The sequence below is a fragment of the Peteryoungia rhizophila genome, from assembly GCF_004912145.1.
Classification (GTDB): Bacteria; Pseudomonadota; Alphaproteobacteria; order Rhizobiales; family Rhizobiaceae; genus Allorhizobium; species Allorhizobium rhizophilum.
In genome coordinates this window covers 285,711-300,999 of the sequence record NZ_STGT01000005.1, presented here as the reverse complement: position 1 = coordinate 300,999, position 15,289 = coordinate 285,711, and the positions used below count along the sequence as shown (strand labels likewise).

Annotated in this window: 13 protein-coding genes; 2 read left to right on the top strand and 11 right to left on the bottom strand. The window is 61.9% G+C overall.

The genetic code is table 11. The features are described 5' to 3' along the window. Nucleotides 1-54 precede the first annotated feature (54 nt). The 5 genes from bfr to E9677_RS25650 form a co-directional block, all read right to left on the bottom strand. Nucleotides 55-540 (bottom strand): bacterioferritin, encoded by a 486-nt coding sequence (gene bfr / locus E9677_RS20435; RefSeq protein ID WP_136559898.1) that lies wholly within the window; start codon nucleotides 538-540, stop codon nucleotides 55-57. Between the two features lie 217 nt (nucleotides 541-757). Beyond that, nucleotides 758-1,078 carry a (2Fe-2S)-binding protein gene (locus E9677_RS20430; RefSeq protein ID WP_136560051.1) on the bottom strand — a complete coding sequence of 107 codons (321 nt, stop codon included), beginning with the start codon at nucleotides 1,076-1,078 and terminating at the stop codon, nucleotides 758-760. Nucleotides 1,079-1,198: 120 nt separating this feature from the next. Beyond that, nucleotides 1,199-4,585 (bottom strand): error-prone DNA polymerase, encoded by a 3,387-nt coding sequence (locus E9677_RS20425; protein ID WP_136559897.1) that lies wholly within the window; start codon nucleotides 4,583-4,585, stop codon nucleotides 1,199-1,201. A 10-nt stretch (nucleotides 4,586-4,595) separates the two neighbouring features. Then, nucleotides 4,596-6,023, bottom strand: a complete 1,428-nt coding sequence (locus E9677_RS20420) for a Y-family DNA polymerase (RefSeq protein ID WP_235883056.1) — start codon at nucleotides 6,021-6,023, stop codon at nucleotides 4,596-4,598. Nucleotides 6,024-6,063: 40 nt separating this feature from the next. Next, nucleotides 6,064-6,990 (bottom strand): ImuA family protein, encoded by a 927-nt coding sequence (locus tag E9677_RS25650; RefSeq protein ID WP_235883046.1) that lies wholly within the window; start codon nucleotides 6,988-6,990, stop codon nucleotides 6,064-6,066. Nucleotides 6,991-7,149: 159 nt separating this feature from the next. Here E9677_RS25650 and E9677_RS20415 point away from each other — a divergent pair, with 159 nt between their 5' ends. Continuing rightward, complete coding sequence (locus E9677_RS20415; protein ID WP_136559895.1) at nucleotides 7,150-7,593, top strand: metallopeptidase family protein; 444 nt, start codon at nucleotides 7,150-7,152, stop codon at nucleotides 7,591-7,593. An 87-nt stretch (nucleotides 7,594-7,680) separates the two neighbouring features. Here E9677_RS20415 and ftrA read toward each other — a convergent pair whose 3' ends face one another. After that, complete coding sequence (ftrA, locus tag E9677_RS20410) at nucleotides 7,681-8,751, bottom strand: transcriptional regulator FtrA (RefSeq protein ID WP_136559894.1); 1,071 nt, start codon at nucleotides 8,749-8,751, stop codon at nucleotides 7,681-7,683. A 96-nt stretch (nucleotides 8,752-8,847) separates the two neighbouring features. On the opposite strand from ftrA, the gene E9677_RS20405 reads away from it, so the two are divergent. Then, nucleotides 8,848-9,246, top strand: a complete 399-nt coding sequence (locus E9677_RS20405) for a rhodanese-like domain-containing protein (protein WP_136559893.1) — start codon at nucleotides 8,848-8,850, stop codon at nucleotides 9,244-9,246. Nucleotides 9,247-9,281: 35 nt separating this feature from the next. Here E9677_RS20405 and E9677_RS20400 read toward each other — a convergent pair whose 3' ends face one another. The 5 genes from E9677_RS20400 to E9677_RS20380 form a co-directional block, all read right to left on the bottom strand. After that, nucleotides 9,282-10,538: a sensor domain-containing diguanylate cyclase gene (locus tag E9677_RS20400; protein ID WP_136559892.1), complete on the bottom strand. Its 1,257-nt coding sequence runs from the start codon at nucleotides 10,536-10,538 to the stop codon at nucleotides 9,282-9,284. 85 nt (nucleotides 10,539-10,623) lie between these two features. Continuing rightward, entirely contained in the window at nucleotides 10,624-11,157 is a 534-nt protein-coding gene (locus E9677_RS20395; RefSeq protein ID WP_136559891.1) for an RNA pyrophosphohydrolase, read from the bottom strand. A 7-nt stretch (nucleotides 11,158-11,164) separates the two neighbouring features. Beyond that, nucleotides 11,165-12,346 carry a divergent polysaccharide deacetylase family protein gene (locus E9677_RS20390; protein ID WP_136559890.1) on the bottom strand — a complete coding sequence of 394 codons (1,182 nt, stop codon included), beginning with the start codon at nucleotides 12,344-12,346 and terminating at the stop codon, nucleotides 11,165-11,167. An 83-nt stretch (nucleotides 12,347-12,429) separates the two neighbouring features. Next, complete coding sequence (locus tag E9677_RS20385; protein ID WP_136559889.1) at nucleotides 12,430-13,749, bottom strand: S41 family peptidase; 1,320 nt, start codon at nucleotides 13,747-13,749, stop codon at nucleotides 12,430-12,432. After that, nucleotides 13,739-15,208, bottom strand: coding sequence for a murein hydrolase activator EnvC family protein (locus tag E9677_RS20380; RefSeq protein ID WP_408014762.1), 1,470 nt, complete (start codon nucleotides 15,206-15,208; stop codon nucleotides 13,739-13,741). Before E9677_RS20380 ends, E9677_RS20385 begins: the two co-directional genes overlap by 11 nt. Nucleotides 15,209-15,289 lie beyond the last annotated feature (81 nt).

Here is a 15,289-nt window from a genome sequence, read left to right as displayed (position 1 = left end):
CCTGAAACGAAAAAAGCCCCGCGTACGGGGCTTTCGTCATGGGCAGGTAGCTGACTATTCGGCCGAGTCGGCCGAATCCGCGTTCAGCTGGCCGTATTTCTCTTCGCCGATCTTGGAGAGAAGCTCGAGCTGTGTCTCCAGGAAATCGATATGGCCTTCTTCGTCGATGAGGAGCTGTTCGAAGACCTTCATCGAGACGTAGTCGCCTGCCTGGTAACAGATGTCGCGCGAGGCCTTGTAGGAGGTCCGGGCATCATATTCACCGGCGAGGTCGGCTTCCAGCACTTCCTTGACGTTCTGGCCGATGCGGAGGGGTGCGACCTGCTGGAGGTTCGGGTGGCCTTCCAGGAAGATGATCCGGTCGATGATCTTGTCGGCGTGCTGCATCTCCTCGATCGATTCGGCGCGCTCCTTCTTGGCAAGCTTGGTGTAGCCCCAGTCGTTGAGGAGGCGGTAGTGCAGCCAGTACTGGTTGACCGCACCGAGCTCGAGAAACAGAGCCTCGTTGAGCCGTTCGATGACCTTCGGATCACCCTTCATGATATACATCCCTTATGTAAATTCGGACGCTACAACTCTAGCGCCCCTGCTCACGTGTGTCGAGTTCTTTTAGAAAGATTCTAATTTTGAGATCGGGAAATGCGGCTGCCCCCGACATTGATTCAGGCGAGCTGAGGCCGCTGACAGGTTATGGTTCGTGGCTTCGCGTGAAAAAGGGCAGGTCTGCCCTGCCCCTATACGATGAGATCTTGAGGATTTATCCTGCCCGACGGGCGGCTGCCATGGCTTGGCGCCGCTCGGCCAATGCGGCCTTCTGCTCTTCGTGAAACTGCTTCAGCCGTTCCATGAAGTTGACGACCTTGGTTTCTTCAGTCTTGCGGGCGGCGTGATATTCCGCGGTCGTGCGAATGATGAGATCGACGACATTCGGGAAGCATCCACAGCAACGGCCGCGCTTGCCCATGGCATGGTAAACCTTGCCGGGCACGATCAACTGCCAACAGTCCTCATCGAGCATCTCGGTGATGACGGCCTGTATGTCCTTGTCGGTGATGTAATTGCAGCTGCAGACCAGCATGGTCGGGTCACTCGTCAAACATGACACTTACTCTCTCCTTTCTCTTGAACCATATGAGCTTTGTCAAGAAGATTCGCAGACACGCGGTTGGCAGAGCCGCCGGGACCCACAGGGTGGGTTTCAGTGGAAGTTGCGGCCTTTGGGCATCAGCTCCGCCATGGCGCTACGTCGGGGATGGCGGGGCGGCGGCGCGGCGGTGGGCAGCGCGGGCGGTGGCTTGATCGGCATGGTGCGTGCCTGCTTCTCGTGTTTGGCCTGACGGGCGTCGACCCCCGGCCGACGGACCTCGTCGGCATGCGCAAGCGTATTGAAGGTCTTGAGGTCTTCGAGCAACAGGCCGAGACGGGCACTGGCATCGACGAGATGGTCGGCGACGACGTGGATGACCCCATGCGCCTTCTGCAGTCGGCCGCGCAGGGCAACCAGCCTCGCCCCCATCACCACCGGCCGGTAACGCTCGAAGGTTTTTGGCCAGACGATGGCGTTCGTCGTGCCTGTTTCGTCCTCCAGCGTCATAAAGATCACACCCTTGGCCGATCCGGGGCGCTGGCGCACCAGCACAAGGCCGGCGATTTCCACCTTCGCACCATGAGACAGGTTTTCGAGGTCGGCCGCCGATTTGAGGCCGGCTCGATGCATGGCTTCGCGCAGGAAGGACAAGGGATGCGCCTTGAGCGAAAAGGACAGCGTGCGATAATCGCTGAGCACTTCTTCGCCCGGCAGCATGCGGGGCAGTGCGACCTCCGCCTCCTGCTGCATATCCTGGCCCGCAAGCGCGAGGAAAAGCGGCAGGACTTCGACGGCTGCTCCCGCATCGAGCGCCTGGGCGGCCCAGAGGGCATCGCGACGGTTGAGGCCGAGAGACGAAAAACAGTCGGCATCGGCGAGTTTCTCGATTGCCGCGCGTGGCAGGCGCGTGCGCAGCCAGAGATCTCGAACGGAATCATAACCCGCACCGCGCCTCTCGACGAGGATCGCCATCTCGCTTTCGGAGATACCCTTGATCTGGCGAAAACCGAGACGTACGGCGTGGCGGCTCCGGATAACGTCGGTCATGGAGCGGTGGCGAGACGCAATTCGGGCTGGATCGAAGGCCGATTGCCCTTGTTCATCTCCTTCCAGCGTACAATCCCAGACGGAATGATTGACGTCTACGGGCCTTATTTCGACACCGTGTTCGCGGGCATCGCGCACCAGTTGGCCCGGCGCATAGAAACCCATCGGCTGGGAATTGAGGATCGCGGCGCAGAAGATGTCTGGGTAGAAGGCCTTGAACCAGCAGGAGACGTAGACGAGCAGGGCGAAGGAGGCGGCGTGGCTTTCCGGAAAGCCATATTCGCCGAAACCCTCGATCTGGCTGAAACAGCGGGCGGCGAACTCCGGATCGTAATTGCGCTCCACCATGCCCTCGATCATGCGCTTCTGAAAGCTGGAGACCTGGCCCGTGCGGCGGAAGGTGGCCATGGCGCGGCGCAGCTTGTCGGCTTCGGCGGGTGTGAAGCCGGCTGCGGTGATGGCGATCTGCATGGCCTGTTCCTGGAAGAGGGGTACGCCCAGCGTGCGCTCCAGCACGGTGCGGAGTTCGGGGCTGGGATAATCAATCGGCCGGCCAGCGCGTTCATCCTCGCGTCGCTTGAGATAGGGGTGGACCATGTTGCCCTGAATCGGGCCGGGGCGGACGATAGCGACCTCGATGACGAGATCGTAGAATTTTCGGGGCTTCAGCCTCGGCAGCATGCTCATCTGGGCACGGCTTTCGATCTGGAAGACGCCGAGCGTGTCGGCACGGCAGATCATGTCATAGACTTCGTCGCGTTGGTCCTCGTTCACCGAGGCAAGGGTCTCGTGGCGATCATAATGGCTGGAAAGCAGCTTGAAGGCCTTGGCCAAGCAGGTGAGCATGCCGAGCGCCAGCACGTCGATCTTGAGGATCTTCAGCGTATCGAGATCGTCCTTGTCCCATTCGACCATGTAGCGACCGTCTGCCGTGTTCATGATCGGAACCACCTCGTCCAAGCGGTCCCGGGTGATGACGAAGCCGCCGACATGCTGGGAGAGATGTCGGGGGAAATTCTGCAGGGCCTGGGCATAGGCGAGGACGTGCCGGGTGGTCGGATCCTTGAGGTCGAGCCCGGCCGCCTTAGCCTGCTCCTCGGTGAAGTCGCTGGTCCACCAGCCCCAGATCGAGCCGGCCAGCGCCGACTGCACATCATCCGACATACCGAAGGCCTTGGCGACCTCGCGGCCGGCCGAGCGGGCGCGGTAGCTGATGACGGCGGCGGTCAGCGCCGCATGCTCACGGCCATAGGTCTCATAGATGAACCGGATCACCTCCTCGCGCTTTTCATGCTCGAAATCGACATCGATATCGGGCGGCTCGTCGCGTTCGGTGGACAGAAAACGATCGAAGAGCAGGGTCGTCTTCTGCGGATCGACCTCGGTGATGCCGAGGCAGAAACAGACGGCGGAATTGGCAGCGGAACCGCGGCCTTGGCAAAGGATGCCCACCTTTCGCGCATGACAGACGATCCGGTAAACCGTGAGAAAATACGGCTCGTATCGTTTCTCGGCAATCAGCTTCAGTTCATAGTCGAGAAGGCCGAGGACCTTCCGGGGGATTTCGTCCGGATAACGTTTTCGTGCGCCTTCATAGGTCAGCCGGCGCAAGGCCAGGGCCGGGGATTCGCCATCGAAGATTTCCTCGGGATACTGGTGGGACAATTCATCCAGAGAGAATTGAAGCCGGCTAAAGAAGCGGATGTTGTTGTCGAGCGTTTCCGGCCAGGCGCGCAGCAGGCGGGCCATTTCGGTCGGGCTCTTCAGGTGTCGCTCGGCATGGGCATGCAGGCGCAGGCCGGCTTCGGCGATCGTCACATGCTCTTTGATCGCAACGACAACGTCGGCCACGGGTTTGCGCTCCGGAGCATGATAAAGGACATCATTCGTCGCGATCAGCGGCAGATCGAGCCTTCTCGCCATCCCGTCGAGTTCGCCGAAGGTCTTCTGGTCGAGGCCGTCATAACGCGGAACGAGCGCGAGGTAGAGCCGATCCCCAAGCCGGTGGCGAATATGCGCGAGGCGGGTTTCGAACCTTTCGACATCGGCAGTTCCGGGCAGTGAGGGAGACATGGCAACGAACAGCAGATGCTCCGACCAGTCGAAGAGATCCTTCTCCCAAAGCGTGCAGATACCCTTCTTCGACCGCAGGTTGCCCTCGCTCAGCATGCGACAGAGATTGCCCCATCCCTTGCGGTTCATCGGATAGGCGAGAAGCTCCGGCGTTTCGTCGTCAAAGACGAGACGGGCACCGGGGCGGAATTCGAGACCGTTCAGCTTGGCCGAGGCATGTAGGCGCACGACGCCGGCAACCGTGTTTCGATCGGCAAGGCCTAGACCCGAGAGACCGAGCAACAGGGCTCGCTCCACCAGTTCCTCGGCATGGGAGGCGCCGTCCAGAAAGGAGAAATTGCTGCGCAGTCCGATTTCGTAAAAGGGTCCCGCGGTCATGGTGCGCGCCTCACGCAAAGAAACCCTGGAGGAACCAGGTCGGTGTCACGGTCCGCCGTTCATAGAGGCCTTGGCGGTACAGCCAGAAGCGTTGGCCGTCGGTGTCCTCGATGCGGAAATAATCCCGTGGCGGGGCATCCTCGCCGTCGACCCACCATTCCGGTGCGAGGCGTTCCGGCCCCTCCGCCCGCAGGATGCGCCGCTGCACGCGGCGCCAGCGAAAGCTTGCCGGCGGGCCGTCCGGAACGGCAGACATGACCTCGACTTCTTCCGGCCGATCGAGCAGGCGCAAGGGCCGCAGGCCGCGTACCGGTCTCGCGACCACGTCTGTCCGCGCGGCCGGACGGTCGAGCGCCTTCAGCGCGTCGGTGGCCGGTGCATGCATCGTCGCTCTCTCCGGCCAATGGCTGGCAAGCGGCACGGGCAGGCGGAGCGCACGTTCGCCCAGACGAGCCGAAATCTGGTCGAGGAACCGCGTGAGGTCTTCACGATTGTCTTCCTCGCCGACAAGTTCGGGTTGGCGGGCATCGTAAGTCTCGCTCAGGAGGACATTGAGACGGACGAGTTCGAAGCCGAAACCGGCGTCCAGATCGTCGTGCAGGACGGAGAGACGCTCCTCGAAGAGAGCCCTGATACGTGCAGTGTCACGCAAGGGGGCCGAGGCGCCGACCTCGATGCGGAAGACCCGGCCATCGACCCGGAAGACGAGAAGCTCGAACAGTCGGCCTCCTTCGCCACGGGCTTCGAGCGAGGTTTTCAGGCCTCCAGCGAGACGACCGGCGAGATCGAGTACCTGATCCTCTGTCATGATCGGTTCTGCGAGCCTTCGTTCGGCCGACAGCAGCGGCAGATGGCGTCGGGGGGAAATCGGCTCGCCCTCGCGGCCGAGCGCCTGGTCGAGACGCAGCATGGGGGCTTGCCCGAAACGGCGGGTGATCGGCGGTCGTGGAGCCGCGAGAAGCTCGCTCACCGTCTTCAGGCCGACACGGGCGAGATCCATCACTGTCTGTGGTTCGAGCCGCAGAGCAGCAACCGGCAGGGGAGCGAGCGCTGCCGTAGCCTCGGAGGCTGCAATACATCTTGGTCCGCCAAAGCGGCTGCAGGCGCGGGCCAGGCCCGGTGTCGGGCCGACAGCGATGTGGACGGCAAAGCCGAAGGCGGTCAGGCGCCGGTCGACGTCCTCTACCAGCCTGTCTTCGCCACCGAAAAGATGCGCGCAGCCGGTGATATCCAGCATCAGGCCGTCATCGCCGTCCAGTGCCACCAGCGGTGTGTAACGATCACACCAGTCGGCGACAGCGTCGAGCAGCGCGCGGTCGGCGGCGGGATCCGCCTCGATCACGTCCAGGCTCGCACAGATGGCACGGGCTTCCGCCAGTCCCTGCCCGACCCGGAGGCCAAAAGTCTCGGCTGTCTCATCCAGTGCCGTGATACGCATGGCGTTGGCGACCCGGCCGGCACAGGCCAGCGGCGGATATTCAGGATGCACGGTCGAGCCGGGGGGTAAACGCCAGGACAGACCCCAGCGACGTCTGGCGATGCGGTCGGTCGGAAGCCGTGGGAAGAAGAGCGACAGAATGCGGCGATCCGAGGCCGGGTGATTGGAAATGCTCAAAGAGGCGAAGGCGGCGGTCATCGGAATTCCACTCCAGAATGAGTTCGGGTGAGCCCGGGATGCGGGATTTCTCAAGTGTGATTCGAAAGACGGGGGACCCGATGCTGCCGCCCAGCAGGGACCCGTCGGCGAGATGGCGCGCCGCCGCCGGCGCGGGTTCGACAGACAGGCGAAGAAGGGCGCTGGAAGCCTCTTCCTCGCCCGCCTGGCGGAGGATCAGCAGCTTGCCACCGGTAGCGCGGGCTTTCAGGCTCAGGCGCCGGCTCTCGGTGAGGCCGAATTTCTTAGGATTGCCGTGCACTTCAAGAAGCACGGTGGAAAAGGCGCGCGAGGTGAGGGCTGCCTCTGTGAGCCATAACGCATCCTCAAGGCGGCGCGGGAGGGCATGGACCAGTCCGGCAGTCGACAGGCCGAAGTCGAGGAGGCCGGGTGCATAGGCAAGGCCGGCCTCGCGCACGACATGGGGGTCGGCGACGAAAAGCAGGCGCTGTCTTGCCTTCCCGTTCTTTTCCGCAGCCATGAGGGCGAAGGCCAGTCCGAGGCCGGTCACAGAGCCTGCCTGTTGTAACCGCAGACCTCTGAGTTCGACCAGTGTTCCCCGAGCAAGGACCTCACCTATCATGCCATCGAAGAGACCCTGTCTCTCCAGCCTCTCCTCTGGCGTCGCTTGCCCTGTTTCCGGGCACAGGCCAGCCGCTAGGCGCGCGGCATGGTCCGGCTTTCCCTCGATCCGGGCAATCGCCTCTCGCAAGGCACAAAGCGTCTCGCGCGCCTGAGGGCTCTCGCCCATGACGATCTCTCCTGATAAATTGTTCTCTATTTGTTCCTATGGATTCCAGAGCTTCATTCAAGAGTCAACCGGATTCGATTGAGAATTTATTCCTCTGTTGAATTCACTCTCGAAATGGTGTTGCAAACATCCTATATCTCGGGGCAGTAAGGAGTATTCATGGCCCGCATAGACCAGAGCGAGGATTGGCGCGAACGGCACGCCCCGACGATCAGCACATTCGAGTCGCTGGCGATCGAGGCCTATGGCCACCTGCCGCAAGAATTCCGCGACCTGAGCAAGGATCTCATTATCGAGATCTCTGATTTTCCCACGGATGAAGTGTTCGAAGACATGGCGCTCGAAACGCCTTTCGATCTTCTGGGCCTTTTCGAGGGCCAGGGTCTGTCAGAGCGGTTCTCCATGGAAACCGGCATGGTGCCGAACCGGATCACCCTCTATCGGCGTCCCATTATCGACTACTGGGCCGAGAACGAAGAGACGCTGGGCGACATCATCACTCACGTGCTGATCCACGAAATCGGCCATCATTTCGGCCTGTCCGACGACGACATGGAGCGAATCGAGGAAAGTGCCGAAGAGGCCGCATCCGCGGAGCGGTAAAATCTCCCTATGGTTGGGCGCATGCGTTCTTAGTTCATGCTGCCCAGCTCCCTCTCCAAAAACCTTTCATACCAGAGCAAATCTATTTCAGATTCTCTGCCCGAAACGGGCCCGATAAGCTGCCGGGCTGGTAGCGAGGCGGGCGCGAAAATGGTGACGCAACGTCGCCGGCGTGCCGAAGCCCGAGGCGAGCGCGATGTCGTCGAGCGACAGTTTACCATGCCGTTCCAACAGGTCGCAGGCATGACGTAGCCTTCGGGCGAGCAGAAATTCGCCAGGGCTCGTGCCGGTCAGTTGGCGGAACCGGCGCTGGAAGGTCCGTGTGCTCATGCCCGCGCGTGCGGCCATCTCGGCAATTGTCACCTCATGTTGCAGATTGGCGTCGATCCACTCGACCAAGGGACCAAGCCGTTGTCCCTCGCGCTCCTGCGGTACGGGTCTGACGATAAACTGAGCCTGGCCGCCCTCCCGATGGGGTGGCACGACGAGGCGCCGGGCGACGCTGTTGGCAGCCTCTGCGCCGAAATCGCGGCGCACGACATGCAGGCAGAGATCGATGCCGGCCGCACTTCCGGCGGCGGTCAGGATCTCACCTTCATCGACATAGAGTACATCGGGATCAAGACAGATCCTCGGGTGGCGAACGGCGATCGCATCGGCATACCGCCAATGTGTCGTGGCACGGCGACCATCGAGCAGGCCCGTGGCCGCGAGTACCGCGACGCCGGAGCAGAGCGACATCAGCCGGGCGCCTCTGCCGTGCGCGGTGCGCAAGGCCTGAAGCAGCTTGTTCGGGACAGGCTCGTCGATCCCGCGCCAGCCGGGTACCACGATCAGATCCGCTTCTTCCAGGAGCGCCAGCCCCCCGGTCGCCGTCACGGTGAGGCCGCCGGCCGCGCGTAGAAGACCGGGCTCGACGGCGGCCGTGGCGTGGCGATACCAGCCTTCTCCCATTTCGGGCCGGGCGAGGCCGAAGACTTCCACGGCAACGCCGAATTCGAAGGTGCAGAGGCCGTCATAGGCCAGCGTGACGACGCGCGGGCCGGTGAGCGGCGAGGCGGCGAAAGGTGCTGATTGCAGCGGTTCGTCCGTTCGCGGCACGCTGCTCGAGACTTCTGTCTCGGATTGATCCGCGTCCCCGAGATGAAACTGCGTCATTGGCGTGATCTTTACGCATGTTGTCATTCATGCCAGTTTCGTCGAAGTCTGCAAAAAGGCAAGGTCCGGTCATCGCTTGAATGAAAGGAGCCAGTCATGTCGAGCCTCGTGAGTGAAATCCCCGCCGCCGACCCTGCCCTCGTGGGCGCGCACTATGCGGCAAGGCTTTCTTTCGAAACGGATTGCTGGGATGTGCATGAGGTGATGAGCGGGGGCGAACCGGACTTCGTGCTGCTCGACGTGCGGGGGCCAAAGCTTTTTGAAAAGGCACATGTGCCTGGTGCGATCAATCTACCGCATGGCAAGATGACCGAGCGGAAGATGGCGGAATGGTCCGCGGATACGCTCTTCGTCGTCTATTGCGCCGGACCGCATTGCAACGGCACCGATCGGGCGGCGCTTAGGCTTTCGAGGCTGGGGCGCAGAGTGAAGGTCATGATCGGTGGCATGACCGGTTGGGCCGACGAAGGCTTCGAGGTCGCTACGGGACCTTAGCCGGACGGCCGGTTCCACTGACCATCTGCTGTCGATTAAAGCTTGAAGGCTACCTCGACGTTCTGTCGATCCTGAGCGATGATCTTGCACAAGGTCTCGAAGTTTTCTCCCTTGATCGCCAGGGTGAATTCTGGTGGCAGGCCAACGGAATTGGAGACTGATAAACCGGCACTGTCGACACCAAGGGACTTGATGGTGCAGTCCATCGTCGAGCGACGTTCATTGAACAGGATGGATCCGGCCTTCAGCACCCGCCGGCGGGTGCCCACCGTATGATTGGCCGGCATCGAACTCCAGGCGACACAGCGGTTCCGACCCGAATGCTTGGCGTGATACATAGCGGCATCGGCCTGAGCCAGAAGCGTCTCGATGTCCTTGCTGACGATCGAAAGCGTGGATATGCCGAAACTCGCTGTCACGTTCAACGCGCCGTAGCTCCCAATAATCGACTGGGAGCAAATCGCCATGCGCAATTTCTCGGCTACGGCGATCGCCCTTTCGCGGTCGGCATGGGGCAGGAGGATAGAAAACTCTTCGCCGCCAAGGCGACCGAACAAGTCTCCAGCCCGGAGGCTCGCCTTGCAGACAGAGGCCACGGCTTTCAAGGCGTCGTCGCCTGCCGCGTGGCCATGCGTATCATTCACGTTCTTGAAATGGTCGATATCCAGCACGATGCAGGACAAATCATGCTGGTGGCGCAGCGCGAGCGAGATGAATTGATCGGCCTCCTGCTTGAAGGCGCGCCGGGTCAGCGCTTCGGTCAGGCTGTCCGTCGCTGCCGACTGCAGCAGTTCGATCCGGTCCATGGCGGCCCCCGCCAATTCCTGCAGGATTGCGAGATCCCTCGCTGAAAACGATTTCGGGTGCCGGTCGATCGCACAGACCGTGCCGAGGATATGCCCGTCTCGTGTCTTCAGCGGGACGCCGGCATAAAAACGGATATGGGAATCGCCTGTGACGGAAGGATGTTGCATGAAGCGTGGGTCCCGTGTCGTGTCCTGCACGACCATGGCTTCCTCTTCATCGACGACATATCGGCAGAAGCTGTCTTGCCGCGGAACTTCGTCGGCAGACAGGCCGTCACAGGCTTTGTACCACTGACGATGAGAATCGACCAGCGAGACGAGGCCGATCTCGACCGTGAAGAACAGCTTTATCAGGCGTACGATGCGGTCGAAGCCGTCGTCTCTCGGCGTATCGAGAAAGTCCAACTGTTCGAGTGCTTCCAGCCTCTCGAACTCGCGTTTCCTTTTGTCCTCGGACGATCTTCCGAATGCCTTCGTTGCCACCACTGCATATCCTTCACCGGCAGGTCGTGGCGAAATGCTTTCACACAATCATGAACAAATTGAAGCCGCAGAACACGGTAACAAGCCGTCATCCCGCCAGGTGAGCAAACTCGGCGACGACCTCTTCGTAGACGCGGCGCTTGAAGGGAACGATCAGGCCGGGCAGGTCCTGCATCGGCTTCCAGTCCCATTCGTCAAACTCCGCCTCATGCCCTCCGGGTGGCGGGTTGATGGCGATCTCGCCCTCGTCGCCTTCGAAGCGGAAGGCGAACCAGCGCTGGGTCTGGCCGCGGAATTTGCCTTTCAGGCCGACGCCGATCAGTTCTGAAGGCAGGTCGTAATTGATCCAGCGGCTCGCCTCGGCCAGAAGCGAAACGGTCTTCATGCCGGTTTCCTCGTAGAGTTCTCGCATTGCGGCGGGCAGCGGATCTTCGCCGGGATCGATGCCGCCCTGCGGCATCTGCCAGAGCTGCGGAGAGCCATCATATTCGGAGTTGCCTTGCGGAATGCGCCGACCGGACCAGACCAGACCCTCCCGGTTAAGCACCATGATCCCCACACAGGGGCGATAGGGCAGATCCTCGGCCTTCACCGTGGGCTTGGTCGATAAGAATTCTGTCATGGTGTCCTCAGGGCCTGTTTTTGTTTGCCAGCGCAGAGACGCCGACGAATTCGATGCCGCGGGCGACCGCCTCGTTGCGCCACTCGGCCACGGCTGCAATTGTTTCGTCGAAGGCGGCCCCGACGCCGATCGCCTGGCCGTTGCGGCGTGCGATGCGTTCCAGCTCATCGAGCTTGGCGAGGATCGCCTGGCGATCGACCTGGGCGTCGATCATGACGTCCGCATAGGCATGTGGGATACCGATTGCCTTGGCGAAATCACCGGAAAGCGAACGAGCGGTGGAGCCGTCGTCGAGAAACATCAGGCCGCGATTGCCGATGTCGCGCATGACGGGATCCATCGCCTTGTCGTCGGCCAGAAAGCGGGCGCCCATGTAGTTCATGATGCCGGTATAATTGGTGATCTGCGCCATCGCCTGGTGAAGATTGGCGAGATTGCTGGCCGTCGCCTTTTCGGCGAGAAGGGTGCCGCGCCCCGGATCCATTGCGGGATAGTCGAAAGGTTCCATGGGCACCTGCAGGACGATCTCGTGTCCCTTGCTGCGGGCCTCCTGCATCCAGCGCTGCAGACTGTTGCCGGTCGCGGCAAAGGCGAGCGTGATGTCCTCTGGCAGCTCGCGAACAGCCTTCTGGCTGCCGGTCTGGCTCAGACCAATCCCGCCGATGACGATAGCAATGCGGGTTCCGCGCGCGCCCGACCACGGGCGGGCATAGAAATCGACAGGGCGCAGACCAGAGGCAGAAACGGCAGGTAGCCCACCGGCATCCGTCATTTCGATCAGGTCCTCGTTGGGCCGGCCGGCCAGACGCGGGTCCTGAGTGGGGCTGGAGCCGATGACGACCGGGCCCTGACGGGCATTGGGGCTGAAAGTGGTGACGACATTGCCATCGGCGGTCGTGGTGCGACGGATGACGGCGCCGTCGTTCGGGCCGCTTGTCGCGATGCCGGCCGGACCATCCGTCGGATCGCGGGCAGCTTCGGCTTCGGCGACTTCACTTGTTTGCGGTGGCGCCGGGGTCAGGCCGATCGGCGGCTCGGTGCGGAGTGCAACAGGCGAAAAAGCGGTCCAGGCAGACAGGCCGGACAGGGCGAGAACGGCAAACACGGACGACACGGTAGACAGGCGAAGGCGCGCCTTGCCTCGGCTCTTGCCCTTTCGCTCCTGACCGAGCGGTGCATGCAGGTCCATGCGAAACTTCCAGTGATGCCGGCGGTCCAGATACGAAGAGGCCGCCCGCGCATCATGGATAAGCGGGCGGCCGTCTCAAGTCCTTACTGAAGCGCGGCTTTCTGAGGATCGGCCGGGAAGGCCGGATCGTTCTTCACGCCGCGCAGCAGATCGAGCGCGTAGTTGAGCTGGACGTCGTCCTTGGCTTCCGGCGGGACGTAGGCAACGGAGCCGGAGCCTTCCTCGCCTTCGTCCTGACCCTTGATGTGGCCCGGTAGCGAGGATTCGCCTTCCGTGCGAACCTTGCCCTGAAGCTCTTCCGGAAGCGGCTGATCCACCTTGATATCAGGCTCGATGCCGGTGCCCTGGATCGACTTGCCCGACGGCGTGTAGTAGAGCGCCGTGGTCAGGCGCAGCGCACCCTTTTCGCCCATCGGAATGATCGTCTGAACCGATCCCTTGCCGAAGGAGCGGGTGCCGAGCACCGTTGCACGCTTCAGGTCCTGCAGGGCGCCGGCAACGATTTCCGAAGCCGAGGCAGAGCCGCCGTTGACGAGCACGATGACAGGCTTGCCGTCGGTCAAGTCACCGGCGGTTGCGTTGAACCGGCGGGTGTCCTGCGGATCACGCGAGCGGGTCGAAACCACTTCGCCACGATCCAGGAAGGCATCCGATACGTAGATCGCCTGATCGAGAAGGCCGCCGGGATTGAGGCGCAGGTCCAGGACATAGCCCTTCAACTTGTCGCCCGGCAATTCCGTCTTGATCTTCTCGATTGCGGCTTCCAGATCGTCATAGGTCTTCTCGGTGAAGGAGATGACGCGGAGATAACCGACGTCGCCCTCGACGCGAGACTTGACGGCGCGGATCGCGATGATTTCGCGCGTGACGCTGAGCTCGATCGGCTTGTCGGCGCCTTCGCGCAGGATGGTCAGCTTGATCGGCGTATTGACCGCGCCGCGCATTTTCTCGACGGCTTCCTCGAGCTTGAGGCCGCGAACGGATTCACCGTTGATCTCCGAGATGAAGTCGCCGGCGAGGATGCCGGCCTTGGCGCCGGGGGTGTCGTCGATCGGCGTGATGACCTTGACGAGTTCCTCTTCCATGGTGACTTCGATGCCGATGCCGCCGAACTCACCGCGCGTCTGGGTCTGCATGTCCGCCGCATCCTTGGCGTTCATGTAGACGGAGTGCGGGTCGAGCGAGGTCAGCATGCCGTTGATGGCGCTTTCGACCAGCTTGTTCTCGTCCGGCGGGGTGACGTATTGCGCACGAATGCGCTCGAAGACGTCTCCGAAGATCGAGAGTTCCCTATAGGTGGAGTTGCCAGCAGCCTGGGCCGGAACACCTGCGGAATAAATGACGCTCATCGCGGTTGCGCCCATCAGTGCGCCGACGAGGAGAAGAGAGACCCTACGTATCATTCTGTGCCTTTCCAGAATCGCCTCCGACCCACCAGGGACGGGAATCAACCGGTTTACCGTCTTTCCGAAGTTCAATGTAAAGAGTTGGTCGATCGGTTTCCAGCGCCAAAGCGGCTGAGCTCGCCACTCTTTTCTCACCCATGGTCGCCAGAGGCTCCCCGGAGAGCACAAACTTGCCTTGACTGGTGCTGATCCGGTCCATTCCGGACAGTACCATGTGAAAGCCGTCGCCCGTATTCAGAATAATCATCTGGCCGTAGCTTCGGAAATTTCCAGCAAACACTACCCATGCATCCGCCGGTGCGGTCACGAGCGCGCCGGGCTGTGAGGCAATGACGATGCCCTGAGCCTGGTGCCCTGTCCCGTCCGGGTCACCGAACTGACGCAGGGTCTCGCCGGCAGCCGGCAATTCCAGTTTCTGCTTCAGATCGTTGAAAGGATATGCTGGCGCAATGCGGTTTTTATCGGGCAGTCCAGACTGGGCGAGCTCCAGGGCACGGGCCCTCTGCTCATCGCTCATTTGATTGCGTTTAACCTCTTCAGCCCGTGCCAGTTCGGCGGCCTGGCGGACAGAGGTGATCTCGTTTTCGAGCGAGCGGATCAGTGCCTCCATCGTCGTGGCGCGCTCTGCAAGTGCCTCTGCTTGCTTGCGTTCCGCCTGCAGCTGTAGCGAATTCGTCCGAGCGATACGTTCGTTCTCAGCGACCAGAAGATCCATTCGTCGCTCTTCTTCCTGGCGGCTGGCGATGGCGACCACAAGGCCGTCCATCTCCTTCTTGCCGGCGTCTCGAAGCGCGATCAACTCTTCGAGATCGGCGGCCAGCTTGTCGGTTTCATGCCTGATGCCGGGCACGACCGCGCCGAGCAGGATTGCGGTGCGGACCGATCCAAGCGCATCCTCGGGGCTGACGAGGAGCGCCGGTGGGGGATTGCGCCCCATGCGCTGGAGGGCCGCCAGCACCTCGGCGAGCATCGACCGACGTTCGCGGAAGGAGGCGCGGATCTGATCTTCGCGCAGGCCAATATCGGCCAGCCGCTTTTCACCTTCGCTGATCTGTTTCTCGATGTCTTTGCGGCGCTTGGCAGACTCGATCAGGGCCGTCTTCAGGCTTTCCGAGGTCTTTTCGAGCTCATCGATGCTCTTCTCGAGTTCGGTCGCCTTGCCCTCGGACAGTTTCATGCTGGCGGCGATATCCTGCAGTTCTGAGCTCACCTGATCGCGTTTGGCACGCAGTTCCAGGGCGGGATCTGCAACTTCCTGAGAGACGATGCGATCGCCTGTCGCCGTAGAGACTGTTGGCAGTGCTCCGGTCGTCTCCCCCTGTCCGGAAGGCTGGGCCGCTGCCGCCGACGGGGGGGCACCCTGTTGTGCCAGTGTCGAACAAGGTGCGGTGAAAGCCAGAACACCGGCCATGACGCCGACCACAACGAAGCCAGCCCGTCTTCGGCGGGCTTTCATGACGCGGGCGGTTTCGGCTGCGGCGATGGGCAAGGGGTTCATCCGGTTCGGCGGGAAAATACGCTGATTTGCGGTCAAGGC

Excerpts from the sequence above, each read along its gene's own strand:
- E9677_RS20425 (WP_136559897.1), bottom strand. The coding sequence starts at position 4,585 with ATGACCGCGGGACCCTTTTACGAAATCGGACTGCGCAGCAATTTCTCC.
- E9677_RS20380 (WP_408014762.1), bottom strand. The coding sequence starts at position 15,208 with ATGAAAGCCCGCCGAAGACGGGCTGGCTTCGTTGTGGTCGGCGTCATG.
- E9677_RS20390 (WP_136559890.1), bottom strand. The coding sequence starts at position 12,346 with ATGGACCTGCATGCACCGCTCGGTCAGGAGCGAAAGGGCAAGAGCCGA.
- bfr (WP_136559898.1), bottom strand. The coding sequence starts at position 540 with ATGAAGGGTGATCCGAAGGTCATCGAACGGCTCAACGAGGCTCTGTTT.
- E9677_RS20415 (WP_136559895.1), top strand. The coding sequence starts at position 7,150 with ATGGCCCGCATAGACCAGAGCGAGGATTGGCGCGAACGGCACGCCCCG.
- E9677_RS20395 (WP_136559891.1), bottom strand. The coding sequence starts at position 11,157 with ATGACAGAATTCTTATCGACCAAGCCCACGGTGAAGGCCGAGGATCTG.
- E9677_RS20430 (WP_136560051.1), bottom strand. The coding sequence starts at position 1,078 with ATGCTGGTCTGCAGCTGCAATTACATCACCGACAAGGACATACAGGCC.
- ftrA (WP_136559894.1), bottom strand. The coding sequence starts at position 8,751 with ATGACGCAGTTTCATCTCGGGGACGCGGATCAATCCGAGACAGAAGTC.
- E9677_RS25650 (WP_235883046.1), bottom strand. The coding sequence starts at position 6,990 with ATGGGCGAGAGCCCTCAGGCGCGCGAGACGCTTTGTGCCTTGCGAGAG.
- E9677_RS20405 (WP_136559893.1), top strand. The coding sequence starts at position 8,848 with ATGTCGAGCCTCGTGAGTGAAATCCCCGCCGCCGACCCTGCCCTCGTG.
- E9677_RS20385 (WP_136559889.1), bottom strand. The coding sequence starts at position 13,749 with ATGATACGTAGGGTCTCTCTTCTCCTCGTCGGCGCACTGATGGGCGCA.
- E9677_RS20420 (WP_235883056.1), bottom strand. The coding sequence starts at position 6,023 with ATGCGTATCACGGCACTGGATGAGACAGCCGAGACTTTTGGCCTCCGG.